Genomic DNA, 25,243 nt, shown 5'->3' on the forward strand with positions numbered 1-25,243 from the left:
CGAGGCGTTCTTTCTGATTATTGATATTTGCGGCATCTCAATCCGCTTCCCACGCGATGCCAGCCGGCCGCGCACCGCCTGTCTTGAAGAAGGCGATGAAAGCGCGCTGGCACTGCTCTACATCCACGCACCACGCTTCCGGATACTCATCCACCTGCCCGTTCGACAGCAGATAGCTGCATTCGCCCGTTTCCTCTTCGTCTCCCAAGGAGTGAAAACTCAGGTCGTCCTGTCCCGACAGATACATCAGCCAGGCATTGCCGCCATTGCGCAGCATGCACAGGGCCGGGCCTTGCTCGGCATCTTCGGCCATGGTCAGCCACAGTTCGCACTGGGCCAGGGTGCGCGCTTCCAGCAGCGCCTGTTCCAGAATAGGGATGCTATCGACCACGCGCGGCTCGCCATGCAGATTCAGTTCCATCGTCATGCTTTTTCCCCGCTCAGGTCATCCATGGCCAGGGCCGTGCTCAGATACAGCTTGCCGCTGAGGTCCTTTAACAGGCTGCTCTGGCGCAGGCGGTCCATCACGGGGCCCTTCACTTCGGCCAGGTTCAGGCTGATGCGGCGCTTGGCCAGCGCGCTGTTGAGTTCGATCAAGCCCAGCAAGGCCGTGCTGTCGATCTGGTTGACTGCCGACAGCACCAGCACCAGGTGGCGCGCCGTCGGGTGGCTCCGCAACTCGTCTTCCACGCGCTCCGTGACGGCTTCCACATTGCCGAAGAACAGGCCCGCATCGATGCGCAGCAGCAAGACGTCCGGCAGGGTTTGCGCTTCATAGCGCTCCACGTTGCGGAAGTGCTCGCTATTCGGGATACGGCCCAGCACGGCAATGTGCGGGCGGCTGGCGCGCCAGATCAAGGTACCCATCGACAGCAGCACGCCGATCACCACGCCCGCTTCCACACCCAGCACCAGCACGCCGGCCGTCGTCGCCAGCAGGGCCAGCGCATCGCTGCGGTCGTAGCGCCACGACAGTTTCAAGGTATCCCAGTCCAGCAGGCTGCTGACGGCAAAGATGATGGTGGCCGCCAGCACCGGCAGCGGCAGCAGGGCCAGCCAGCCCGTGGGCGCCACCAGCGCCAGCGCCAGCAATCCCGCCGTGATGATGCTGGCCAGCGGCGTGTTGGCGCCTGCCTGGAAATTGACGGCCGAGCGCGAAATCGAGCCCGTGACGGGGAAGCCGCCCGACAGCGCGCTGGCCACGTTGGCCGCGCCCAGGCCCAGCAGTTCGCGGTTCGTATGCAGCTTTTCACCGCGTTTTTGCGCCAGGGTCTGGGCGGCGGACATGCTCATCAAAAAGATGATGAAGGCGATCAAGAGCGCTGGCGACAGCAAGGTGCGCCAATGGGCGCTCGAGGTGGCCAGGTTCAGGCCCGGCAAGCCGCTGGGCACATGGCCCGTCGTCTGCACGCCCATCGCTTCCAGGCCGCAATAAGACACCAACGCGATGCCGGCCAGCACCAGCACCATCGGCGCCAGGCGCGCACCTACATCGGCCGCCACCTTGTTCAGGCCGCAGCGTTGCAGCAGCCGCGACAGATAGCGCTTGGCCAGCCACAGGAACAGCAGGCCGGACAGCCCGAGCACGAGGCTGGGCGTGTGCCAGTGGGGCCAGGTGGCGCCCAGGAGCGGTGTGATCTGCCCCCAGATGATCAGGATCGCGGCGCCATTGCTGAAGCCGCTGATCACGGGGCGCGACAGGAAACTGGCCATGAAGCCCAGGCGCAGCACGCCGCACAGCAGCAGGACGAGGCCGCTGATGAAGGCCAGCTGGGCGGCCAGCACGATATACAGGGAGGAGCCGGGATCGGCCAGCGGCGCCAGGGCGGCGGCCGTCATCAGGGAAACGATGGCCATCGGGCCCACCGATTGCGTCATGCTGCTGCCGAACAAGGCGTACAGCGCGGGCGGCAGGATGCTGGCGTAGATGCCCACCACGGGCGGCAAGCCCGCCACCAGCGCGTAAGCCATGCCTTGCGGCACCATCATCATGGCGACAACGATACCGGCAGTGATGTCTCCGGCCAACAGAGGACGCCGGTATTGCCTGAGCCAGAGCAGCATGGATGATCCCAAAATCTGAAAACCGAAGCCTATCATGCGACGAGGCCGGCTGACAGGGGGACGTACTTACTCTTGCAGCAATTGCGCCTTCACGGCGTCGAGGATTTCCGCCGATAACACCTCGTCATCGACGCAGCGCGCCAGCACCATGGCGCCCACCATGGCGGCGAACGTGGCGATCGCCTGCTGGCGCCGCTCTTCCGGTGCGCCGTCGGGCAGCAAGCCTTCCAGCAGCGCGAACTGCTGCTGCGTCGCCTTCGTAAACACGGGACGCGCGCCGGGCGACATGCGCGCCGCATCGACGCCCATGGCCGCCGCCGGGCAACCGCCGCCGGGCTGGTCGCGGTGCCGAGTGGTCAGGTAGTTGTCGATAATCGCCGGCAGCGCCCGCTCCGGGTCGCTGGCGGCCTTCGCCCGCCAGCCTTCCAGCGATTTCTCCAGGGCATGCTGGCACGCCTCGATCATCAAGTCTTCCTTGGACGCGAAATGGCCGTAGAAACCGCCATGCGTGAGGCCCGCGTTCTTCATCAGGTCGGCCACGCCGATGCCGTCATAGCCTTTTTCGCGGAACAATCTGGCCGCCACCTCCACGATGCGCTCGCGGTTCAGCACCGCCTGCTCCCTGCTTACTTTCATGCTGCCTCCCATATTTATGTCAATCATCATATAACTTTACGCCCGTTTTCGCCACTCTGTTAGCGAGCGCACCGTTTGATGCGGGTGCCGCGCCGATACTGGACCTTCGTTTACAAGGAGGCCAGCATGAACGAGAACAAGGACCAGTCCGCCGGCAATTTGCAGCGCAGCATCCAACAGGAGCAGGATCAGCACGATCAGCAGCACGATGCCGCCAAATCCGGCCAGGAAAGCAAGCAGCCCGTGCAGACGGGCCACCGCAGCCAGCCTGCCCCGCCCCTGCCCGCCCAGCACCTGGACAAGCCGGGCATCGAAGGCGAGATGCAGTTGCAACCGCGCTTCCTGGCGCCAGACTACTGCGGCAGCGGCAAGCTGGCCGGCATGGTGGCCGTCATCACGGGCGGCGATTCGGGCATCGGCCGCGCCGTGGCCGTGCTGTACGCGCGCGAAGGGGCCGATGTCGCCATCATTTACCTGAACGAACACGCGGACGCCCACGAAACGAAGCGCTATGTGGAAGCGGAAGGCCAGAGCTGCCTCCTGATTCCCGGCGACGTGCGCGACCAGGGCTTTTGCCAGGAGGCCGTCAGCCAGGTGTTGGCCAAGTTCACGCATATCGACGTGCTGGTGAACAACGCCGCCTTTCAGGAACATGCCGAGTCGCTGCTCGACCTGAGCGAGGAACGCTTCGACCTCACCATGAAAACCAATGTCTACGGTTACTTCCACATGGCCAAGGCCGTGCTGCCGCATTTGCAGCGGGGCGCCTCCATCATCAACACGGGCTCCGTGACGGGCTTGCAAGGCTCGAAGCACTTGCTCGACTATTCCACCACCAAGGGCGCCATCCATGCGTTCACCATGGCGCTGGCCGGCAACCTGCTCGACAAGGGCATCCGCGTCAACGCCATCGCGCCCGGCCCCGTCTGGACGCCGCTCAATCCGGCCGACAAGTCGCCCGAAGACATCCAGAAATTCGGCCAGGACACGGACATGCGCCGCCCGGCCCAGCCGGAAGAACTGTCGCCCGCCTACGTCTTCCTGGCCTCGCCCGCCTGTTCCAGCTACATCAGCGGCATCGTCCTGCCCATCACCGGCAGCGTGGGGGAATAAGCGATGGCGCGCGCACTGTGGAAAGGCGCCATCAGTTTCGGCCTCGTGCACATCCCCGTCGAGATGATTTCCGCCAGTCTCGACCATGAACTGGACTTGTCCATGCTGGACCGGCGCGACTTCGCGCCCATCGGCTACAAGCGCTACAACAAGAAGACGGGCAAGGAAGTCGAGTGGGACGACATCATCAAGGGCTATGAATACAAGACGGATGAGTACGTGGTGCTGTCCGAGGAAGATTTACGGCAAGCCAATGTGAAGGCCACGCAAACCATCGACATAGACACCTTTGTCGATGCGGCCGAGGTGCCGCTGACCTTTTACGAGCACCCGTATTATTTGCTGCCCGCCAAGGGCGGCGAGAAAGTCTATGCGCTGCTGCGCGAAACCTTGCGCAAGGCCAACAAGGTAGCCATCGCCAGCGTGGTCATGCGCACGAAGCAGCATTTGTGCGCGCTCGTGTGCGTGGGTGACGCCATCGTGCTCAACACCCTGCGCTATGCCGATGAAATCCGCCCCACGGATGACCTGGACTTGCCGCCCAACACCATGAGGGCGGCAGGTATTTCCGACAAGGAGCTCAAAATGGCCCTGTCGCTGGTCGAAGGCATGAGCGACGAGTGGGAACCCGGGCAATACCACGACAGCTACCGCGAAGACGTGCTGGCGCTGGTGAAGAAGAAAATCAAGGCCAGACAGACCAAGACCATCACGCCGCCCGCGCCCGAGCCGGAAGAAGAGCAAGGCAGCAACGTCATCGACCTGGTCGCCCTGCTGCAGCAAAGCCTGGGCAAGAAAGCGCCCGCCGCACCGGCCCGCAAGCGCGCGGCCTCGTCCACTGCCCGCAAACCGGCACCATCGAGGCGCAAGGCAGCCTGAACCACCCATGCGGCCCGGGAGAGTCCTCAATAATATAAATGCATTGACTTTGATCAAGCTTCTCGCTACGTTATGCACAGGCCTGCCACCCGGCAAGCCCTGTCATGCGTGCGGGAAAAAATGGATGCCGAGTTAGATCAGCTTATCCTCAATGGCGCCCCTGGCGGCGTTGTCATCACGAACGAAGAGCATGCCGTCGTGCGCTGGACGGCCGGGGCGCAGCGCATTTTCGGCTATGCCAGCGACGAAGCGCTGGGCCGCACGCTGTGGGAACTGATTTCCTTGCCCGGACAGGCCGAAGCGTCCCCGCTGATCGACGAGCAGCTGACCGTGCACGGCAGCTACGACCGCGAATCGCTGCGGCGGCGCAAGGATGGCGAGCTCATCTACGTCGATGTCGCGTGCCAGACCGCACAGGCCGGGGTGGACGCCCCCCGCTACCTGATTTCCACCATGAAGGACACGACCTTGCTGAAGGCGGCGCGCGACGCCCAGTTCGTCGACGTGCGCTACCGCGTGCTGTTCGAATCGACGCCGGACAGCGTCATCATGGTCAATGCCACGGGCGCCATCGTGCTGGCCAACCAGCAGGCGCAACGCCTGTTCGGCTACGCGGAAGGCGAATTGAACGGCAGGCAAATCGATAGCCTGCTGCCGCAACGCCTGCGCCATTCGCACGTGGCGCACCGCTCGCGCTATTTCGACCAGCCGCGCACGCGCACCATGGGCGCCGACCTGGAATTGCTGGGCTTGCGCAAGGACAACATCGAGTTCCCCGTCGAAATCAGCCTGTCGCCGATCCAGACGGAGATCGGCACCTTCGTCATCAGCGCCATCCGCGACGTCAGCGACCGCCGCCGGGCCGAGCAGAAGTTCCGCGGCCTGCTCGAATCGGCGCCGGACGCCATCGTCATCGTCAACGGCGATGGCGAAATCGTGCTCGTCAATTCGCAGACGGAACGCCTGTTCGGCTACTCGCGCGCGGAGCTGCTGGGGCGCAACGTGGAAGTACTGATCCCAGCCCGCTATGCACACGATCACCCGCGCCACCGCCAGTCGTTTTCCACCGCGCCGCGCGCCCGCTCCATGGGCGCGGGCCTGGAACTGTACGGCTTGCGCCGCGATGGCACCGAGTTTCCCGTCGAAATCAGCCTGTCGCCGCTGGAAACGGACGAAGGCGTGCTGGTCTCGTCGGCCATCCGCGACATCACCGAGCGCAAGCGCATCGAGCGCACGCTCAACGAACAAAAAATAGAACTCGAGCGGGCCAGCCAGGCGAAAGACCGCTTTCTCACCAGCATGTCGCATGAACTGCGCACGCCGCTGAACGCCATCCTCGGCTTTGCCCAGCTGCTGGCCAACGAATCCTTGCCCGCCACCGTGCTGCAAAAGCGCGCCTTCGTGCAGAACATCGTCACCTCGGGGCGCCACCTGCTCACTCTGATCAATGAAATCCTCGACCTGGCAAAGATCGAATCGGGCAGCCTGAGCCTGTCGATGGAAGCGGTGACGCTGCCCGCGCTGATCGAGGAAGTGCGCGTGATGGTGGAAGAGCAGGCGCAGCAGCGTCATATCCACCTGGTTTTTCCCGCTTGCGAGCCGCTGACGGTCCGGGCCGACCATACGCGCCTCAAGCAAGTGCTGCTGAATCTGCTGTCGAACGCCATCAAGTACAACCGCCCGGACGGCAAGGTGGAGCTGGAAATTTCGCAGCCCGATGCGCAGCACGTGCGCATCGCCATCCGCGACACGGGCAAGGGCCTGGACGAGGCGCAGGTGGCGGAACTGTTCCAGCCGTTTAACCGCCTGGGACAGGAGGCGGGCAGCGAGGAAGGCACGGGTATCGGCTTGGTCGTCACCAAGCGCCTGGTCGAACTGATGGGCGGCAACATGGGCGTGCACAGCTGCATTGGCGTGGGCAGCGTATTCTGGATCGAACTGGGCACCACGGCCGCGCCGCCCGCCAGCCGGCAGCCGGACACGGAATATCTGCCCGAGCCCGCCGGCGACAGCGGGGACGATGACGGCGGCCAGGCGCTGCTGCTGTACGTGGAAGACAATCCGGCCAGCCTGCGCCTGGTGGAAGACATCGTCAGCTTCCTGCCCCACCTGCGCATGATCTCGGCCACCGACGCGCGCCAGGGCATCGCGCTGGCGCTGGAACGCCATCCCGACGTCATCCTGATGGATATCAATCTGCCCGGCATGAATGGCAACCAGGCGCAGCGCATCCTGCGCAACGATGCGCGCACGGCGCACATCCCCGTCATCGCCCTGACGGCCAACGCCATGAAGGGCGACATCCGGCATGGCCTGGCCTCGGGCTTTTTCCGCTACCTGACCAAACCCGTCGAGATTCCCCAGCTCAACGCTGCCATCGAGGAAGCCCTGCAACTGGCGCGCGCCACTCTGCCGCTCAAGCCGGAGGCGTAAAAGCCAGCTTTTTCATGGCCGCGTCGAGGCCTTTCGCGCTGCGCGCATAGCCGTCCCACGGGGTATTGCCCACGCCGAGACGGCTGTGCACATTGCCCACGTTCCACTGGTCGCCCGCCTCCAGCTCGTCGAGTTCCTCCCAGGCCAGCGGCACGGAAATGCCCAGCCCCGAGCGCGTGCGGGCCGACCACGCGCACACGGTGGTGGCGCCCCGGCCGTTGCGCAAATAATCAATGAAAATCTTGCCGACGCGATTCGCGGGACCGCTCTTGACGACAAACCGCTCCGGGATGTGCCGCGCCATGTGCGCCACGATGGCTTGCGAAAACGCTTTTACCGTGTCCCAGTCGTGCTTGGGCCGGATCGGCACGACCACGTGCAAGCCCTTGCCGCCGCTGGTTTTCAGCCAGGCGGGCAAGCCCAGTTCCGTCAAGAAGGCGCGCAGCAGCATGGCCGCTTCGCGAATGGCGGGCCAGGCCACACCCTTGCCCGGGTCCAGGTCGAACACCAGCCGGTTCGGCGTGTCGTAGGCGCTGGCCAGCGCGTTTTGCGTGTGAAATTCCACCACATTCCACTGCGCCGCGGACAACAGCCCTTGCAAGCTGGCCACTTCCAGCATGGGCGGGTGTTCCGGATCCAGCCGTGCATCGAGCTGTTTGATGCCTGGCATTGTCGAAGTGTCAACATGTTTCTGAAAAAATAGCTCGCCTCCGACGCCAGCGGGTGCACGCACCAGCGACACGGGGCGCCCGCGCAGGTGTACGAGCATCAGCTTGCCCACCAGCGCGTAATAGCACACCAGGTCGATCTTCCTGGCGCCGCTGTCGCTGTCGATCACGCGATCCGCATGACTGACCTTGAAACTGGCCGGTAAGGCACAGTCCGGCATGGATTTGCTCTCCATTGTCTTCTCCTTCTCGATTCGCCGCGCCAGCTCGCGCACGATGGCGGCCGGCTTTTTATCTTCACGCAAGCCGTGAAACACGGCATGGCGCACGGCGCCGCCACTGGTCCATTGCGCAAAACTCACTTCGGCCACCAATTGCGGCCGGACCCAGATGGGCTGGCGCACGCCGCCCGCCTTGCCTTCAAACGGACTCGTCTCGATAGCCAGCGCATCGAGCCGGCGCCGCAAGTCGCGCAGGCTGGCATCGTCAAAGCCGCTGCCCACATTGCCTGCATAGCGCAGCTTGCCCTGCTCATCATGCACGCCCAGCAACAGCGAACCGATCCCTTCGCGCGCGCCCTGCGGCGCCGTATAGCCGCCGATGACGAATTCCTGGCGCAAGCCGCATTTGAGCTTGATCCAGTCGCCCGAGCGGCGCGTGACGTAGGGCGATCCGCGCCGCTTGCCGACCACCCCTTCCAGTCCCAGGCGGCAGGCGTGGTCCAGCAGCCGCTGCGGGGCGGCATCGAGCGCGTCGCTGAAGCGCACCAGGGGCGACGCGGGCAAGCTCTGCAGCAGCCCTTGCAGCAGCGCCCTGCGCGCCTCGACGGGCTGGCCCCGCAGATCGTGGCCATCGAAGTACGGCACGTCGAACAGGTAGTACACGATCTCGCTGGTCGTTTCCGCGTCGAACGCGCGCTGCAAGGCGCCAAAATCCGGGTGCCCGCTGGTATCGTTGACGACGATTTCACCGTCATACCAGCCGGGCGGCAAGCTCAACTGTTCCAGCGCCTGCCGCAACTTCGGCAGTTTTGCTGTCCAGTCATTGCCATTGCGCGTGATTAACGCAATATGATCGCCATCGCAACGCGCGAGGATGCGGTAGCCGTCGAATTTCACCTCGAAAATCCAGTCTTGCGCATCCGGCGGCGGTGCATCGACGAGGGTGGCCAGCTGGGGCGACAGGGTGGCGGGCAACTCGGCAGCCGGCGGCGCGGCAGCCACCTTGCGCTTGGGCATGGCCTTGTTCCTGACGCTGTCGGGGAACTCGTCCACGACAGAAAATTCCTGTGCCGGCCGCGCATAGTCGTCTTTTTCCTTGATCAGCAGCCAGGCAGGCTGCTTTTCGCTGCGTTTGTCTCCCCGGCCTTTCATGCGCACCAGCACCCACTTGCCATGCATCTTGTGGCCATGCAAGGTGAATTTCAGTTCGCCGGCCGCCAGCGCCTTGCGCGCATCGGGCGTGGCTGGCTGGGGCTGCCACGTCCCTTTATCCCAGATGATGACCTTGCCCGCGCCATATTGTTTCTCGGGGATCGTGCCTTCAAAGCTGGCATACGCAATCGGATGGTCTTCCACCTGCACGGCCATACGCTTGTCGCGCGGGTCATAGCTGGGGCCTTTCGGCACGGCCCAGCTTTTCATCGTGCCGTCGAGTTCCAGCCGAAAGTCATAGTGCAAACGGCTGGCCCAGTGCTTCTGGATGACGAAGGTGAGCACGTCGTTTGCAGCCTCGTCGCCTCCTGCAGGCTCGGGCGTGACGGCGAAATTGCGTTTGGCTTGATACGTTTTCAAGGCGGCTTTCATGGCGGCCCCATGCGGTGATGATGGCTTCGAGTCTAGTCCGCTGCAGGTCATGGCGCGGTACGCCAGCTAACAGAGTGCCTGCCGCGGCAAATGTAAGTGTTTGTAATTAGAAAAAAACGTGTCAACGGTATTGCCGCACGGCGCGTTTTTGCCTCAGTGACAGGGGACTGATCTCCTGAACTACAACCCCACTTCTTGAGGAACTGCACCATGAAAAAACGCATTTTCAACTTGACCGCTACTCTGATCGCCGGCTTGTTCGCTACCGCAGCCTTTGCTCAAACGCCAGCCGCGCCTGCCAAGGCCGAAGCCAAGCACACCAAGGAAGTGGCAAAAGCGGAAGCCAAGGAAACCAAGGCCGTAGTCAAAGCCGATGCCAAGGAAGCGGCCGTCGTCGCCGATGCGAAAGCCGATGTTGCCAGCGCCAAGGCCGACGCCAAAGTCACCAAGGAAAAAGCCCATCACAAAGCGAAAAAAGCCAAGGCCAAGGCTGACGAAGCCAAAACTGAAGCGACCGCGGCAGCAGCCAAATAATCCATACAGCGCGTTTCATGCGCCATGCAAAAAGACAGCTTCGGCTGTCTTTTTGCTTTTTTACGCCGCCTTCTTCAATTAACGTCGCTTAAATCGTCAGATTGTAAGAAAGTGTAAACAAGGTCAACGGTAACCTTCCGGGCCGCGTTTTATGCTCAGTGACACGGGAATCATCCCGGCACCAACAGACATACCAGACAAACCACCACTGAGGACTGCACCATGAAAAAACGCATTTTCAACCTGAGCGCTACCCTGATCGCCGGCCTGTTCGCAACTGCAGCCTTCGCCCAAACCCCGGCAGCACCTGCAGCCGCTCCTGCAGCCTCGGTTCCTGCCAAAGTGGAAGCAGCCCACACCAAGGCCGTCGTGAAAGCGGAAGCCAAGGAAGCGCAAGCCATCGTCAAAGCGGATGCCAAAGAAGCGAAAGCAGTCGTCGCCGCAAAAACGGACGTGGCCAGCGCCAAAGCGGAAGCGGCTACCACGAAAGCCAAGGCACACCACAAGGCCAAGAAAACCAAGGCCAAGGCTGACGAAAAGCTGGCATCGGCCACCGCCGAAGCAGCACCAGCCGCACCTGCATCAGCCAAGTAATTCCCCACACAATCGCTTATCACTCGCCAGGAAAATACAATGAAAAAAGTTATCGCCACCCTCATCGCCGGCCTGTTCGCTACCGCAGCCTTCGCTCAAACCCCTGCCGCTCCGGCAGCCTCGGCTCCGGCCAAGGCGGAAGCTGCCCACACGAAAGCCGTGGTCAAGGCTGAAGCCAAGGAAACCAAGGCCGTCGTGAAAGCCGATGCAAAAGAAGCGGCCGTCGTCGCCGATGCAAAAGCAGACGTGGCCAGCGCCAAGGCCGACGCCAAAGTCACCAAGGCCAAGGCCCATCACAAGGCGAACAAAGCCAAAGTAAAAGCGGATGCGGCGAAAGCGGCGGAAACCGTTCCGGCAGCACCGGCAGCGCCAGCGAAGTAAGCGCAAACGACGCCACGCAAGCGCATCCGCCGGGTCTGCGCTTGCGTGGGCACTTCGCCCGCATTCCCTGGGACAGCTTCGGCTGTCCTTTTTGCATGGCGCGCCTTCATGCAAACTTCAGCGAACAAAGCAGCTTGCGCACGACAAAGCGGCGCAGATGGTGGACACTGGCACTCCGACCATCGCCGCGAAGCCTATTCCATGCGCCACCTGCTGCTGATTACCGCCCTGTCCCTGCCTTGCGCCGCCAATGCGCAAAACGCCCCCACCGCCCTCGAGCAAGTCCTGCTCGCCCAGGACCATGACAGCCATGGCGACTTGCGCGCCGTCGTCGTGCTGCGCAATGGCGCCATCCTCGCCGAACGCTATTACAACGGCGAGACGGCCGACACCCTGCACGACATCCGCTCGGCCGGCAAGAGCATCACCGCACTGCTGGTGGGTGCGGCCGTGGCGCGCGGCCAGCTGGCGACGACAAAGACGGTGGGAGATTACTGGCATGAAGTGGCTGGCAGCCCGGCAGGCAAGGTGCTCATCGACGACCTGCTGACCATGCGTTCGGGCCTGGCCGCCTTCGATGAAGACGAGCAGTCGCCAGGCAATGAAGACAAGCTCGATGCGGCGCCCGACCCTGCCGCCTTCGTGCGCGGCGTGCCGTCTGCAACGGCGCCGGGCAGCGTGTACCGCTATAACTCGCTGGGCGCGTATATCGCGGGCAGAGTGGTGGAAAGCGCCAGCGGCGCCGACCTGGAAGATGTCGCCGCCAAGGCGCTGTTCGCGCCGCTGGGCATCACGCGCTGGCGCTGGGGCCGCGACGTGGCCAACCATCCGAAGGGCCAGGGCAATCTGTCGCTGCGCGCACGCGACACGGCAAAAATCGGCCAGATGGTGCTCGACGACGGCGCAGTTGACGGCAAGAGGGTGATCGATACGGCCTGGCTGCACGCAGCGCTGGCGCCGCGCGTGGCCATCGGCGCCGGCGACCGCTATGCCGACAGCTACGGCTATTTCTGGTACGCGAAGACGCAGGACATCGGAGGCCAAAAGATCGACGTGCATTTCGCCTCGGGCAATGGCGGCAACAAGATCTACGTGATACCCGCGCGCGGCATGGTGGTCAGCATCGCGTCCGGCGCGTATGGCAAGCCCTATGGACAGCGCCGTTCGGAAGACATCCTGAAGGCCATCCTGAAGGCGGATGCCACGCAGATGTAAGCGTTTGTAATGACCGTCAACGGCAGCGATCCGGGGCGCGTTTTATGCTCAGTGACACGGGAATCATCCCGGCACCAACAGACATACCAGACAAACCACCACTGAGGACTGCACCATGAAAAAAGTAATTGCTACCCTGATCGCCGGCCTGTTCGCAACCGCAGCCTTCGCCCAAACCCCGGCAGCACCTGCAGCCGCTCCTGCAGCCTCGGTTCCGGCCAAAGTGGAAGCGGCCCACACCAAGGCTGTCGTGAAAGCGGACGCCAAGGAAGCGCAAGCCGTCGTCAAAGCGGATGCCAAAGAAGCGAAAGCAGTCGTCGCCGCAAAAACGGAAGTGGCCAGCGCCAAAGCGGAAGCGGCCACCACGAAAGCCAAGGCACATCACAAGGCCAAGAAAACCAAGGCCAAGGCTGACGAAAAGCTGGCATCGGCCACCGCCGAAGCGGCACCAGCAGCAGCCAAGTAATTCCGACCCTCTTTACTGACCACACATACCAAGGATTTCATCATGAAAAAAGTTATCGCCACCCTGATCGCCAGCCTGTTCGCCACCGCCGCTTTCGCCCAGGCGCCAGCCGCTCCTGCCGCCACGCCAGCGACGCCAGCAGTCGCAGCCACGCCAGCAGTCAAGGCCGAAACACCGGCAGCCGCCGTCAAGCCAGCGGCGCACAAGAAAGCCAAGCATCACAAGGCGAAGAAAGCCGCGCCAGCCGACAAGGCAGCACCTGCGGAACCAGCGGTGCCGGCAACGCCAGCAGCGCCAGCCAAGTAATCACGGCGGCACGAATGAAAAAGACAGGGTTTTCCCTGTCTTTTTTTTCGTCCGTTTTTCGCCCGCCTATTTAGGCATCAGCACCGAGTCAATCACATTGATCACGCCATTCGACTGGTACACGTCGTAGGTGCTGATGTTGGCGCTGTTGCCGCCCTCGTCCGTCACCACGATGTTGTGCATGCCGTTCATGGCGAACATCAGCTTGCCGCCGCTGGCCGTGGGCAAGGTGGCTTTACCGTCATGCATCTTGATTTCCTTGGCCAGCGCTTTGAAGTCGTATTTGCCGGGCACCACGTGATAGGTGAGGATTTTCGTCAGGGTCGCCTTGTTTTCCGGTTTCACCAGGGTCTCGACGGTGCCGGCCGGCAGCTTGCCGAAGGCCGCATTCGTCGGCGCGAACACGGTGAATGGGCCCTTGCCTTTCAGGGTATCGACCAGGCCGGCCGCCTTGACGGCGGCGACCAGCGTCGTGTGGTCGGCCGAATTGACGGCGTTGTCGACGATGTCCTTGGACGGATACATGCTCTGGCCACCGACCATGGTCGTCATGTCGGCGGCAAACGGGGCGCTGGCGGCCAGCATGGAAGTGATGAACAGTGCTGCGGGAACGAAGGTGCGCATGATGGTATCTCCTGGATGACTGCGTTTGCGTGATTGCAGGAGTATTTACGTGGTGGGTCGGGGATTGGATTCAATTTATTATTTTAGTCTGGCATTGATTGAGGACGCGGGTGGTGTCGGCTTACGCGCTATGCGCTAAGCCGACCTACCGCGCTACGGGCCAAGCCGGCCTGCGCAAGCCATAAAAAAACGGCGCCGTGCAAAGCACGACGCCGTTTTCGGCAGGCTTGTTGCCGCGGACCGGAAACTAGTTGGCCGCGACCTGCGGCTCCGTCTCGCCCCAGCCGCCGCCCAGGGAGCGGATCAGCGCCACCGTGGTGACGGCGCGGTTGCCGCGCAATTGCACGGCGTTGCGCTCGATGGCCGCCAGGTTGCGCTGCGCGTCGAGCAGGTCCAGGTAGCTGGAACGGCCAGCGTCGTACAGCTTTTGCGCCAGGTCGGCCGAGCGGCGCGCCGAGACGACGGCTTCGTCGATCTGCTGCGTCTGGCCCGACAGGATGCGCAAGCCGGCCAGGTTGTCTTCCACCTCGGCGAAGGCCACCAGCACGCTCTGGCGATACGTCGCCACCGACTCTTCCAGCTGCGCTTCGCTGCGGCTCACGGCAGCTTTATTACGGCCACCGTCGATGATCGGCATCGACATCAGGGCGCCCAGCAGCCAGGAGCGGCTGCTCCACTTGAAGATGTCCGAGAAGGTATCGGACGCGCCGCCGCCGGAAGCGTTCAGGGTCAAGGCCGGGAACATGGCCGATTTCGCCACGCCGATGCGCGCATTCGACGCTTCCATGGTGCGCTGCGCCGACGCGATGTCGGGACGGCGCTCCAGCAGGGACGATGGCATGCCGGCCGGGATCACGGGCAGGAAGCCGCTATCCTGCAGCGGGTTGACGGTCGCCGTGAAGCTGGCGGCCGGTTTGCCCAGCAGGACGGCCAGCGCATGTTCGCTGGTGGCGCGCTGGCGCTGCAGGCCGATGGCTTCGGCGCGCACGGTTGACAGCTCCGTGCGGGCACGCGACAGGTCGAACTCGCCGATGTCGCCCAGGTCATAGCGGCGCTGGTTCACATGCACGCTTTCCTCGCGCAGGCGCACCGTCTGTTCCAGGGTCGCCAGTTCGGCGTCCGTGGCGCGCAGCTGGAAGTAGGTCTGCGCCACGTCGGCCTGCAAGGACAGCAGCACCGAGCGGTAAGTCGCTTCCACGGCCAGCGCATCGCTGCGCGAGGCGCTGACGTTGGACGCCACGCGGCCGAACAGATCGACTTCGTAGCTGGCCGTCAGATTGGCCTGGTAGACATTCGTGGCCGCCACCGGCGCGCCGTTCGGCAAGCCGAGCGACACGGCGGAAGCGCGGTTGCGCTGGCCGCCCACGTTCACGCCTACTTGCGGGATGCGGTCCGCTTCGGCGATGCCGGCAATCGCCCTCGCCTGCTTGACGCGGGCGGCGGCGATGGCCAGGTTGGCATTCGCTTGCGTCGCTTCGTTGATCAGACCAGTCAAAGCCGGATCATTGAACGCCAGCCACCACTCGCCGCGCGCCTGGCGCTCGGCCGGCACGCCCTGCTTCCAGCGCGTGCCGTCGGCCGCCGTCTGCACGGCGGGCAAGGTTTGCGCTTCCTTGAACGCGGCCGGCGTCTCGATCTGTGGCTGCTTGAACTCCGGCGCCGCGCAGGCGGCCAGCAGGACTGCGGCGGCCATGGCGGTCAGCACGGGCTTGACGCGCCAGATGATTTCCTTGGTTTTCAATATATATCTCCTTCCAGGTCCAGCGCTGGCGCGGCGACAGGCTTGGCGGCAGCGGCGGCTGGTTTTTTCTCAAAACGCTGCGCCAGGGTGCGCAGCAATACATAGAACACAGGCGTCAGGAACAGGCCGAAGAAGGTCACGCCCAGCATGCCGGCGAAGACCGCCACACCCATGGCATGGCGCATTTCCGAACCGGCGCCGTTCGAGAACACCAGGGGCACCACACCCATGATGAAGGCGATCGACGTCATCAGGATCGGACGCAGACGCAGACGGCACGCTTCCAGCGCCGCTTGCACGACGGTACGGCCATGCTCTTCCAGTTCGCGGGCAAATTCCACGATCAGAATCGCATTCTTCGACGCCAGCCCCACCAGCACGAACAGCGCGATCTGGGTAAACACGTTGTTGTCGCCGCCGGTCAGTTTCACGCCCAGCAAAGCACACAGGATCGACATCGGCACGATCAGGATCACGGCCAGCGGCAGGGTCCAGCTTTCGTACTGGGCGGCCAGCACGAGGAACACCAGCAGCACGCACAGCGGGAACACATAGATCATCGTATTGCCGGACAAGATGTCCTGGTAGGTCAGCTCCGTCCATTCATACGAAATCCCCTGCGGCAGCACTTCCTTGGCGATGCGTTCCAGCGCGGCTTGCGCCTGGCCGCTCGATACGCCAGGGGCTGCGCCGCCATTGAAGTCGGCTGCGGCATACGCGTTGTAGCGCTGCACGCGGTCCGGGCCATAGCTGTCCTTGACGCGCATCAGCGACGACAGCGGGATCATCTCGCCCTTGTCGTTGCGTACCTTCAGCTGCGCGATATCCTGCGCATGCGAACGGAACGCCGCATCGGCCTGCACGCGCACCTGGTAGGTACGGCCAAACTGATTGAAGTCATTCACGTACAGCGAACCGAGGTTGATCTGCAAGGTCTGGTAAATCGTTTGCAGCTGCACGCCCATCTGCTTGGCTTTCACGCGGTCGACGTCGGCGAACAGCTGCGGCACGTTGATCTGATAGCCCGAGAATACGCCCGCCAGTTCCGGCGTCTGGTACGCTTTCGCGGCCAGCGCCTGGGTGGCGTTGTACAGCGCGTCGTAACCGAGGTTGCCGCGGTCTTCGATCATCATCTTGAAGCCGCCGATGGTACCGAGGCCGTTGACCGGCGGTGGCGGGAAGACCATGATGAAGGCGTCCTGGATACCGCCCAGACGCTTGTTGATCTCGGCCGCGATGGCGCCGCCCGACAATTCCTTGCTGGTACGCTCGTCGAACGGTTTCAGGGTGGCGAAGACGATACCGGCGTTCGGCGCATTGGTAAAGTCGTTGATCGACAGGCCGGGGAAGGCGATGGTCGATTCGACGCCAGGCACCGACTTGATGACGTCGGACATGCGGCGCACGACATCTTCCGTGCGGTCAAGCGACGCGGCGTCAGGCAATTGCGCAAAGCCCACCAGGTATTGCTTGTCCTGCGCTGGCACGAAGCCGGCCGGCACGGACTTGAAGGTGAAGATGGCGGCAACGACCAGCAGCGCATACACACCCAGCGAAGCGCTCTTGCGGCCCAACACGCCTTTTACGCCAGCTTCATAGCGGTGCGAAGCGCGGCCGAAGAAGCGGTTGAACCAGGCGAAGAAGCGGCCGAAGACCATGTCCATGCCGCGCGTCAGCGCGTCTTTCGGCGCATCGTGCGGTTTAAGCAGCGCGGCCGACAGGGCTGGCGCCAGGGTCAGCGAGCTGAAAGCGGAGATCACGGTCGAAATGGCGATGGTCAGCGCGAACTGGCGGTAGAACTCGCCCGACAGACCAGGCACGAAGGCGATCGGCACGAACACGGCGCACAGCACCAGGGCGATGGCAACGATAGGACCGCTGACCTCTTTCATGGCCTGGATGGTGGCGTCGCGCGGCGACAAGCCTTCCTCGATATTGCGCTCGACGTTTTCCACCACCACGATGGCGTCATCGACGACGATACCGATGGCCAGCACGAGGCCGAACAGCGACAGGGTGTTGATCGAGAAGCCAAAGCCCAGCATCACGGCAAAGGTGCCGACGATGGAGACGGGAACGGCCAGCAGCGGAATGATCGATGCGCGCCAGGTTTGCAGGAAGATGATCACCACCAGCACCACCAGGGCAATCGCTTCGAGCAGGGTATGGATCACGGCTTCGATGGACGAACGCACGAACTGCGTCGGGTCGTACTCGATCCGGTATTCCACGCCTTGCGGGAAGTCTTTTTTCAGTTCGTCCATCTTGGAGCGCACGTCGGAAGACAGTTGCAGCGCGTTGGCGTTCGGCGCTTCGAAAATACCCATGCCGACGGCCGGATTATTGTTCAGCAGCGAACGCAGCGAGTAGCTGTTGGCGCCCATTTCCACGCGCGCCACGTCCTTCAGGTGCGTCACGGCGCCATCGGCATTCGTGCGCACGATGATGGCGCCAAATTCCTCGGGCGTCTGCAGACGGCCCTGGGTATTGACGGTCAGCTGGAAGTCCGAGTTCTTCGCTGGCGAGGCGCCGATCACACCGGCGGCCACCTGCACGTTCTGCTCGCGGATCGCGTCGACGACGTCATTGGCCGTCATGCCGCGCGCCGCCACCTTTTGCGGGTCGAGCCAGATGCGCATGGCATAGTCGCCGGCGCCGAAGATCTGGATGTCGCCCATGCCGGGCAAGCGGGCCAGTTGGTCCTTGACGTTCAGCACCGCGTAGTTACGCAGATACATATCGTCATAGCGCTTGTTCGGCGAAACCAGGTGCACCACCATGGTCAGGTTGGGCGAGGACTTGACGGTCGTCACGCCGATCTGGCGCACTTCCTCGGGCAGGCGCGGCAAGGCGCGCTGCACGCGGTTCTGCACCTGCGTTTCGGCCTGCTCGACGTTGGTGCCGATCTTGAAGGTCACGGTCAGCATCATCGCGCCATCGGACGTGTTTTGCGAGGACATGTAGAGCATGTTCTCGACGCCGTTGATCTGCTCTTCGAGCGGCGCGGCCACGGTTTCGGCGATCACTTTCGGGTTGGCGCCCGGGTACTGCGCGCGCACCACCACGGATGGCGGCACGACGTCAGGATATTCGGAGATGGGCAGGCCGAAAATCGACAGCAGCCCGGCCACGAATATGACGATCGACAGCACCGCCGCGAAAATCGGCTTGTCGATGAAAAAGCGGGAAAAGTTCATGTTTATTCCTTGGAAGTCGATGCTGCTTTCGCGGCGATCTTGGCATCTTTTGCTTCAGGTTTTGCAGGAGCGGCAGGCGCGGTCGGATCGAAATCCATGGCCACTATCTGCGGCGTCACCGGGGCGCCCGGGCGCACGCGCTGCAAGCCGTTGACGACGATTTTCTCGCCCGCCTTCAAGCCTTCGCGCACCACGCGCAAGCCGTCCGAAGTCGGGCCCAGCTTGACGGCGCGGTATTCGGCCTTGTTGTCGGCACCCACCACGTAGACGTATTTGCGGCTTTGATCCGTGCCGACGGCGCGGTCGCTGATCAACAGGGCCGTGCTTTGCGCCTGCGGGCCGTTGCCGCCGTCGAGCTGGATGCGCGCGAACAGGCCAGGCACCAGCTGGCGCTCGGCGTTGGCGAAGGTGGCGCGCATGCGCACGCTGCCCGTGGCCGGATCGAGCTGGTTGTCGACGAATTCCAGCTTACCTTCATGCGGGAAGCCCGTTTCGTTGGCTAGGCCGACCTTGACGGTGACGGGCGTGCCCTTTTGCGCCGTGCCGGCCACGCGCAGGTAGGTATCTTCATCGCCGTCGAAGCTGGCGTAGATGCGGTCCGTCGACACCACCGAGGTGAGGATGGCGGAAGCGTCGATCAGGTTGCCGACGGTGATTTCCGCCTTGCTGACGCGGCCGCTGATCGGCGCCTGCACCTGCGTGTACGACAGGTTCAGTTTCGCCGCTTCATACGCGGCTTGCGCCGAACGGACATTCGCGTCCAGCTCTTTCAGGCCCGACGCTTTTTCATCGAATTCGCGCTGGGCGATGGCTTTTTCGGCCAGCAGCTTTTCAGCGCGCGACAATTCCAGCTTGGCCAGTTCCGCCTTGGCGCGGGCCGAGGCGGCAGTGCCTTCGGCGCGCGACACTTCGGCCTGGAATGGGCGCGGATCGATGACGAACAGCACATCGCCCTTTTTCACTTCGCTGCCCGGCTTGAAATTGACGGCCGTGATGAAACCGCTGACTCTCGAGCGGATTTCCACGCGCTCGATCGCTTCCAGGCGGCCCGAGAATTCCTGCGTTTCCGTGATCTGTTTTTCAACGACGGCGGCGGCCGAGATGGGCGGGCCGCCGGCCGCTGGCGCGTCGGGCACCTTGCTATTGGCCGAATCGCAGCCGGCCAGGCTCACGGCCACCAGTCCCGCCAGCGCGAGCGAGGCAGCCAGGGGCTTCAGCAGAGTGGAAAATTGTTGAACGTTTTTCATTTTATTTCCCTGTTTTATGAAAATTTCTAATGGTATGGGCGGCAGGAAGCAACCCAACTGAAAAAGTGAATGGTGGTGCCATGGCGCCCGACGGCGCTCGATCAAAGGTAAACAGGCCGCCAGCTGTTTAAAAGCGGACGGGGACGACAAAGCTGGCTGTGCGAGCGCACAACTCAGGCAAGATGGGAACTACACTCCGTAGTGTAACAACCGAAACTCAAAAAGTAAACTGATTAGTGTAAGTTTTTTTGCGGTGCATCAGATGGCGGCGTCATGACTCGGGCTCCTGCCCCAGTCCGGCGACAAAGCTGGCAATCTCGTTCAAGGCATGCACCTTGCAAGCGCACTCATTACGCGCGCCTGCATCCTGCAGCGGCGCGGCGGGCATGCGCCGCACCGTGGTCTTGATGCCGCAGGCGATCAGCTTGCTGCCGTATTGTTCAGCCTCATCGCGCAATGGGTCATCTTCGCCGGACAGGATGAGCGCCGGCGGCAGGTTCTTCAGGCGGCTCGACTGCAATGGCGACGCATACGGATGGGTACGGTCAGCGGCATTCGGCAGGTAGCCCCGGTAGGCGGCGGCGCATTGGTCAGCCACTTCCGCCAGGTCTGGGCACGTCGGCAAGTTACGCATCGAGCAGGTCGACAGGCCGGGGTCGAGCATCGGCATGATCAGCACCTGGCCCGCGAGGGGCGGTCCGCCCCGGTCGCGCGACATCATGGCGCACACGGCAGCCAGATTGGCGCCCGCTTCGATGCCCGACACCACCATCTGCTTGCCCGTCCAGCCCAGCTTGGACTTGTTCTTTTTTGCCCACAGCAGCACGGCATGCGCGTCTTCCACGGCGGCGGGGAAAGGCCGCACCTTCGCCAACGTATAGTTCGCGGCCAGCACCACGTGGTCGGGGTTGCTCAGCACGAGGCAGCGCAGGAAGTCGTCCGCGTCGTCCAGGTCGCCGTCAACAAAGCCGCCGCCATGGAAGAAGACGATCAGGCTCGACTGCTTGGCACCCGGCACGCCGGCCGTGTAGACGCGCGCGGCGAGCGCATCCTGCGCGCCCTGCACCTGGATGTCGCGTATCTTCAGCGCCTGGCCAGGAGCCAGTTCGGCCACGGTGCCGGCAACGCTCATTGCGCCACCACCGGCTGCACCGCAGCATCGAGTACCGTGTCGTTCAGGCACAACAGGGCGATGCCGCCCACTTCATGGGTCAGGGCGCTGTAAGCACTGGCTTCGCTTTGCGCCGCCAGTGAATACGCATCCGTCGATACCATCGCGGCCAGAGCGAGCGCAACCGCAACCAAGGCGGGTACTGCAAAGTGTCCATTCCGATAAGCCATGATGTTTCTCCTGTTGTCCTGCCTGCGGCATCACATTTATGCTGCAGTACAACAACTATAGACTTGATCTACAATCTGATAAAGAGTGCAATGACGAATTGATTGTTCAGGATTCTGAATAATCACGGATAAAGTGACAGGAATTCAAGTGAACAAGCTGCAAGCAATGGAAGTTTTCATCCAAGTCGTCGATGCGGGCGGCTTTACGCGCGCGGCGGAAAACATGCAGCTGCCGAAAGCCACCGTGTCGACCCTGATCCAGTCGCTGGAAGCGAGCCTGTCGGTCAAGTTGCTCAACCGCACGACGCGCCACGTCAGCATCACGTCCGACGGGGCCGCCTATTACGAACGCTGCGTGCGCATCCTGTCCGACGTGCGCGAGGCCGAAGAATCGCTGTCGCGCACGCGATTGAGTCCCAGCGGGCGGCTGCGCGTGGATGCGCCCACGGCCCTGGCGAGCGAACTGATCATCCCTGCCCTGCCCGATTTTTTTGCCCGCTACCCGGACATTTCGCTGGAACTCGGTTGCAGCGACCGTCCCGTCGACCTGATCGAGGAAGGCGTCGACTGCGCCGTGCGCGGCGGCGAACTGGGCGACCTGAACCTGATCGCGCGCCGGGTCGGCGTGCTGCACTTCATGACATGCGCCTCGCCCGGCTACCTGGCGCACCACGGCACGCCGCTGCATCCGAACGACTTGCCCCGGCACCGCGGCGTGAATTTTTTCTCCGCCAAGACGGGCAAAACGTTTGACTGGGATTTCACGCGTGCCGGCGAACGCATCCAGATCGCCATGCCCAGCCATATCGCCCTGAACGATTCGAATGCCTACTCGGCCGCAGGCCTGGCGGGCCTGGGCATCGTGCAAATGACGCATTTCATGCTTGCGCCGCTGATAGAACAGGGCAAAATGGTGGAATTGCTCAGTGAGTGGGAATCCGACCCGCTGCCCATCCACGTGATCTATCCGCCCAACCGCCATCTGTCCGCCAAGGTGCGCGTGTTTGTCGAATGGGTCGCCGACATGTTTACCAACCACCCGGCCACGCAGCTCAAGGGCAAGAACGCCAGCCCGAGCCCGCGCGCCACCCTGACCGAGGCCCAGCCATGACCGCAGCAAGCACATCGCCCCACCGCATCGTCTTCCTCGACCGCGACAGCCTGATCGCCACCGTGCGCCCGCCCGCCTTCGCGCACAGCTGGGAAGAGTATCCGCATACCAAGGGCAGCGAGCAGACCGTATCCCGCCTGCAAGGCGCCAGCATCGCCATCACGAACAAAGTGCCGCTGCGCGCAGCCGAGCTGGCGCAGCTGCCCAAGCTCCAGATGATCGCTGTGGCCGCCACCGGCACGGATATTGTCGACCTGGCCGCCTGCCGCGAGCGGGGCATCGTCGTGGCGAATATCCGCGACTATGCGCGCGCCACCGTACCCGAACACACCTTGGCCCTGATGCTGGCCCTGCGCCGCCAGCTGCTTGCCTACCGCGCCGACGTGGAAGCGGGCCTGTGGCAGGCATCGGACCGCTTCTGCCTGTTCGGCCACCCGATCCGCGACCTGGCCGGCAGCCGTTTGGGTTTGCTCGGCTACGGCGCGCTGGGCAAGTCCGTGGCGCAGCTGGGGCGCGCCTTCGGCATGCAGGTGCAAGTCCACAACCGCTCCCCCATCGATGAGGACGGCGTGACGCAAGTGAGCTTCGATGACTTGCTGGCCACGTCCGACGTGCTCAGCCTGCACCTGCCTTTGACGGACAAGACGCGCAACATCATCGGCGCGCAAGAACTGGCGCGCATGCAGCCGACGTCGCTGTTGATCAACACGGCGCGTGGCGGCCTTGTCGATGAAGCGGCGCTGGCTGAAGCATTGAAAAACGGCGTGATCGCCGGCGCCGGCTTCGACGTGTTATCGAAGGAGCCGCCGCTGCCCGGCAATCCGCTGTTGAATTTACGCCTGCCCAACTTCATCCTCACGCCGCACACGGCCTGGGCCAGTGGCGAAGCCATGCAAAAGCTGGCGGACATCCTGATCGGCAACGTGGAGGCGTTCGAACGGGGCACGCCCACAAACGTGGTGGCATGAGCGTATTGCACGAACTCGATGAACTGCTGTGCGGCGACGACGAGGAATACGAGCGCCTCGACCTGTTTCACGAAGCGGACGAGCTGATCGGGCAACTGCGGGTGGCCGACGTGCCCGCACTGCTGGCCCTGTGGCAGGCGCGCAGCCTGTGCTGGCGGCAGCGCTTTACCCAAGCCAGCAGGTCCATCGGCAGCGACGTGCTGCGCGCCCTGCTGGCCGGTTTGCTGCAGATCAAAGAGGCCCCACACGGCGTGTTCGAACTGATGAACCGCCTGCCTGCGACAGCCGACGCCTCCCCGCTCAGCGACGCCCTGCTCGATTATGCGGAGCAAGCCTGGCATGCGAACCCGGCACGGCACCGGCAAATCCAGATCAGCTGCTGGAGTTGCGGGCTGTCGGGCCGGCTGTTGAAGCGGCTGGGGTTTTCCTCCTGGAAGGAAGCGGGACTGTAGTTCTTACGATGCCACCGGCGTCTCGAAGGAAAATCCCGGCGCATACGCGTGATAGCCGTCGAAATCGCCCTTGCCGATGCTGGCTCCCTGGCTGCGGGCAATCGCATACGCCATGCTGAAGTGAAAGTAGAAATTCGGCAGGATATACAAGTTCAAATATTCGCCGGCCGGCAGCGTGATGTCGGCAAAGCCGGCGCGGTCGCGGCAGATGCGTTCGGGCGGCCCGTCAAAACGTTCGGCAGGAATGTCCTTGAGGTAGCGCGTGGTCTGCGCGATCTGCTCTTGCAGGCTGGTGGCGGCGCTGAAATCGGCCACGTCCAGCCCTGCCAGCGGGCAGCAGCCGCGCAAGGAAAAGCTCACGGCCGCGCGCACTTGCTGGGCAAACGGCAGCATGTCCGGGTGCAAACGCGCCGCCAGCATCGACGGCGCGGTGCCGGTCTTGTCGAGCATGGCGGAAAGCTGCGCCAAGGAGCGGCAAAATACGGTGACGGGGTGGCTGTTCATCATTTCCTTGTGCAGGATTCAATATGACAAGAGTGTGCCACAGGCAACCGCGTCCCCGTCACCTTAACGCCGGTGCTTGCTGAAAAATTCCCAGATGACGTCATTCGCGTCGATGGCGCGCGTGGTCTTGCCGATGGGCAGGCCGATATTGAAGGCATCGGCGCCCGGCCACGTGTGGCCGCCGTCCTTGACGGTGAGCAAGGCAGCGCTGGCGCCGCCGTCATCGCCACCCTGCTCCAGCCAGCTTACTTGCGTCGTATCGCCAGCCGGGCCAGAAATCAGGCGCGGCTGCGGCGGGGCGCCATCGATGCCGTTGTGCTTGCGCCAGTAATCGAAGGTGCCCTGCGCCGACAGGTAGCCGGCGGCCTTGCCTTCGTACAGCACGACCTTGTCAGCCGTCCCCTGTATCAACAGCATGCCGACCTTTCCGCGCTGTTGATGGTGCCGCACCACGGGTTCCGGCATGGGCGCGCCCACCGAGGCGACTGCGGCGAACTGCTGCGGCAGCTCGGCCGCCAGGCGCAGGGCAAAGAAACCGCCGCGCGACAGGCCCGTCGCATAGATCCGTTTGTCATCGATGCGGTAATCCTGCCTGAGTTTACTCAGCATGGCTTGCGTGAAACCGACGTCATCCGTGCCCGCCAGGTAATCCATGCCGAAGCCCACGTTCCAGTCCTGCTTGATGCCTTGCGGATACACGACGATGAATTGGTGCCGCTCGGCCGTCTTGTTCATTTGCGTGTACAGCATTTGTTCCGCCATGCTCATGCCGCCGCCATGGAAATTGAAGACGACGGGAAAGGCTTGCTGCGGCGCGCTTTGGTAAGACGGCGGCGTGTAGACGATGTAGCGGCGCTTGTCTTCCTTGTAGACGAGGCTGCTCACCTGGGCCGGCGCGGATGTGCACACGCAGGACAGGATCAACAGGCTGATGGCGATTTTCATGGGCTTCCCTTCAAGTCAA

The 25,243-nt window shown here is 63.2% G+C and carries 24 protein-coding genes; 12 read left to right on the top strand and 12 right to left on the bottom strand.

Annotated elements, in window-relative coordinates:
* Positions 1–37: 37 nt before the first annotated feature.
* From KO538_RS00885 to KO538_RS00895, 3 genes are all read right to left on the bottom strand, one after another.
* Positions 38–427 (bottom strand): Imm1 family immunity protein, encoded by a 390-nt coding sequence (locus KO538_RS00885; RefSeq protein WP_219327236.1) that lies wholly within the window; start codon positions 425–427, stop codon positions 38–40.
* Positions 424–2,064: a SulP family inorganic anion transporter gene (locus KO538_RS00890; RefSeq protein WP_219327237.1), complete on the bottom strand. Its 1,641-nt coding sequence runs from the start codon at positions 2,062–2,064 to the stop codon at positions 424–426. Before KO538_RS00890 ends, KO538_RS00885 begins: the two co-directional genes overlap by 4 nt.
* A 66-nt stretch (positions 2,065–2,130) precedes the next feature.
* Entirely contained in the window at positions 2,131–2,700 is a 570-nt protein-coding gene (locus tag KO538_RS00895; RefSeq protein WP_219327238.1) for a TetR/AcrR family transcriptional regulator, read from the bottom strand.
* A 126-nt stretch (positions 2,701–2,826) separates the two neighbouring features.
* Between KO538_RS00895 and KO538_RS00900 the strand changes: the two genes are divergently transcribed.
* The 3 genes from KO538_RS00900 to KO538_RS00910 all read left to right on the top strand — a co-directional run bounded on the left by KO538_RS00900 (position 2,827) and on the right by KO538_RS00910 (position 7,125).
* Positions 2,827–3,813: an SDR family oxidoreductase gene (locus KO538_RS00900; RefSeq protein WP_219327239.1), complete on the top strand. Its 987-nt coding sequence runs from the start codon at positions 2,827–2,829 to the stop codon at positions 3,811–3,813.
* A 3-nt stretch (positions 3,814–3,816) separates the two neighbouring features.
* Positions 3,817–4,692, top strand: a complete 876-nt coding sequence (locus KO538_RS00905; RefSeq protein ID WP_219327240.1) for a Ku protein — start codon at positions 3,817–3,819, stop codon at positions 4,690–4,692.
* A gap of 120 nt (positions 4,693–4,812) precedes the next feature.
* Positions 4,813–7,125, top strand: coding sequence for a PAS domain S-box protein (locus KO538_RS00910; protein ID WP_219327241.1), 2,313 nt, complete (start codon positions 4,813–4,815; stop codon positions 7,123–7,125).
* On the opposite strand, the gene ligD is transcribed toward KO538_RS00910, so the two are convergent.
* Positions 7,109–9,598, bottom strand: a complete 2,490-nt coding sequence (gene ligD / locus KO538_RS00915) for a DNA ligase D (RefSeq protein ID WP_219327242.1) — start codon at positions 9,596–9,598, stop codon at positions 7,109–7,111. The two genes, KO538_RS00910 and ligD, sit on opposite strands and share 17 nt — an antisense overlap.
* A 210-nt stretch (positions 9,599–9,808) precedes the next feature.
* On the opposite strand from ligD, the gene KO538_RS00920 reads away from it, so the two are divergent.
* The 6 genes from KO538_RS00920 to KO538_RS00945 all read left to right on the top strand — a co-directional run bounded on the left by KO538_RS00920 (position 9,809) and on the right by KO538_RS00945 (position 13,094).
* A complete protein-coding gene (locus KO538_RS00920; protein ID WP_072453071.1) occupies positions 9,809–10,132 on the top strand; it encodes a hypothetical protein in 324 nt (107 codons plus the stop codon).
* Positions 10,133–10,354: 222 nt separating this feature from the next.
* Positions 10,355–10,726, top strand: coding sequence for a hypothetical protein (locus KO538_RS00925; protein ID WP_219327243.1), 372 nt, complete (start codon positions 10,355–10,357; stop codon positions 10,724–10,726).
* Between the two features lie 39 nt (positions 10,727–10,765).
* A complete protein-coding gene (locus KO538_RS00930; protein WP_034751953.1) occupies positions 10,766–11,107 on the top strand; it encodes a hypothetical protein in 342 nt (113 codons plus the stop codon).
* Between the two features lie 201 nt (positions 11,108–11,308).
* Positions 11,309–12,322 carry a serine hydrolase gene (locus tag KO538_RS00935; protein ID WP_219327244.1) on the top strand — a complete coding sequence of 338 codons (1,014 nt, stop codon included), beginning with the start codon at positions 11,309–11,311 and terminating at the stop codon, positions 12,320–12,322.
* A 115-nt stretch (positions 12,323–12,437) separates the two neighbouring features.
* Complete coding sequence (locus tag KO538_RS00940) at positions 12,438–12,788, top strand: hypothetical protein (protein WP_070304634.1); 351 nt, start codon at positions 12,438–12,440, stop codon at positions 12,786–12,788.
* A 42-nt stretch (positions 12,789–12,830) separates the two neighbouring features.
* Positions 12,831–13,094, top strand: coding sequence for a hypothetical protein (locus tag KO538_RS00945; RefSeq protein WP_219327245.1), 264 nt, complete (start codon positions 12,831–12,833; stop codon positions 13,092–13,094).
* A 66-nt stretch (positions 13,095–13,160) separates the two neighbouring features.
* Here the strand turns inward: KO538_RS00945 and KO538_RS00950 are convergent, their stop codons facing one another.
* From KO538_RS00950 to KO538_RS00975, 6 genes are all read right to left on the bottom strand, one after another.
* Complete coding sequence (locus KO538_RS00950) at positions 13,161–13,718, bottom strand: fasciclin domain-containing protein (protein WP_034751957.1); 558 nt, start codon at positions 13,716–13,718, stop codon at positions 13,161–13,163.
* A 247-nt stretch (positions 13,719–13,965) separates the two neighbouring features.
* The gene (locus KO538_RS00955) at positions 13,966–15,411 is read right to left on the bottom strand and encodes an efflux transporter outer membrane subunit (protein WP_128143326.1); all 1,446 of its coding nucleotides are present in this window, start codon (positions 15,409–15,411) and stop codon (positions 13,966–13,968) included.
* A gap of 44 nt (positions 15,412–15,455) precedes the next feature.
* Positions 15,456–18,656, bottom strand: coding sequence for an efflux RND transporter permease subunit (locus KO538_RS00960; protein ID WP_166446693.1), 3,201 nt, complete (start codon positions 18,654–18,656; stop codon positions 15,456–15,458).
* A 2-nt stretch (positions 18,657–18,658) separates the two neighbouring features.
* Positions 18,659–19,903: an efflux RND transporter periplasmic adaptor subunit gene (locus KO538_RS00965; RefSeq protein ID WP_034751960.1), complete on the bottom strand. Its 1,245-nt coding sequence runs from the start codon at positions 19,901–19,903 to the stop codon at positions 18,659–18,661.
* A gap of 271 nt (positions 19,904–20,174) precedes the next feature.
* A complete protein-coding gene (locus KO538_RS00970; RefSeq protein WP_034751961.1) occupies positions 20,175–21,035 on the bottom strand; it encodes an alpha/beta hydrolase in 861 nt (286 codons plus the stop codon).
* Entirely contained in the window at positions 21,032–21,244 is a 213-nt protein-coding gene (locus KO538_RS00975) for a hypothetical protein (protein ID WP_139143481.1), read from the bottom strand. The genes KO538_RS00970 and KO538_RS00975 overlap by 4 nt, the downstream gene beginning before the upstream one ends.
* Positions 21,245–21,392: 148 nt before the next feature.
* On the opposite strand from KO538_RS00975, the gene KO538_RS00980 reads away from it, so the two are divergent.
* From KO538_RS00980 to KO538_RS00990, 3 genes are read left to right on the top strand one after another with little or no spacing between them, the layout of a single operon-like run.
* Positions 21,393–22,355, top strand: a complete 963-nt coding sequence (locus KO538_RS00980) for a LysR family transcriptional regulator (protein WP_034751962.1) — start codon at positions 21,393–21,395, stop codon at positions 22,353–22,355.
* Positions 22,352–23,323 carry a D-2-hydroxyacid dehydrogenase gene (locus tag KO538_RS00985; protein ID WP_219327246.1) on the top strand — a complete coding sequence of 324 codons (972 nt, stop codon included), beginning with the start codon at positions 22,352–22,354 and terminating at the stop codon, positions 23,321–23,323. The genes KO538_RS00980 and KO538_RS00985 overlap by 4 nt, the downstream gene beginning before the upstream one ends.
* The gene (locus tag KO538_RS00990; protein ID WP_219327247.1) at positions 23,320–23,775 is read left to right on the top strand and encodes a hypothetical protein; all 456 of its coding nucleotides are present in this window, start codon (positions 23,320–23,322) and stop codon (positions 23,773–23,775) included. Before KO538_RS00985 ends, KO538_RS00990 begins: the two co-directional genes overlap by 4 nt.
* A 3-nt stretch (positions 23,776–23,778) precedes the next feature.
* Here KO538_RS00990 and KO538_RS00995 read toward each other — a convergent pair whose 3' ends face one another.
* Both KO538_RS00995 and KO538_RS01000 read right to left on the bottom strand, forming a co-directional pair.
* Positions 23,779–24,282, bottom strand: coding sequence for a DUF1993 domain-containing protein (locus KO538_RS00995; RefSeq protein ID WP_257620111.1), 504 nt, complete (start codon positions 24,280–24,282; stop codon positions 23,779–23,781).
* 60 nt (positions 24,283–24,342) lie between these two features.
* The gene (locus tag KO538_RS01000; protein WP_219327248.1) at positions 24,343–25,224 is read right to left on the bottom strand and encodes a PHB depolymerase family esterase; all 882 of its coding nucleotides are present in this window, start codon (positions 25,222–25,224) and stop codon (positions 24,343–24,345) included.
* Positions 25,225–25,243 lie beyond the last annotated feature (19 nt).

The sequence above is a fragment of the Janthinobacterium sp. NKUCC08_JDC genome (assembly GCF_019345575.1).
In the GTDB taxonomy this organism is placed as follows: domain Bacteria; phylum Pseudomonadota; class Gammaproteobacteria; order Burkholderiales; family Burkholderiaceae_D; genus Janthinobacterium; species Janthinobacterium aestuarii.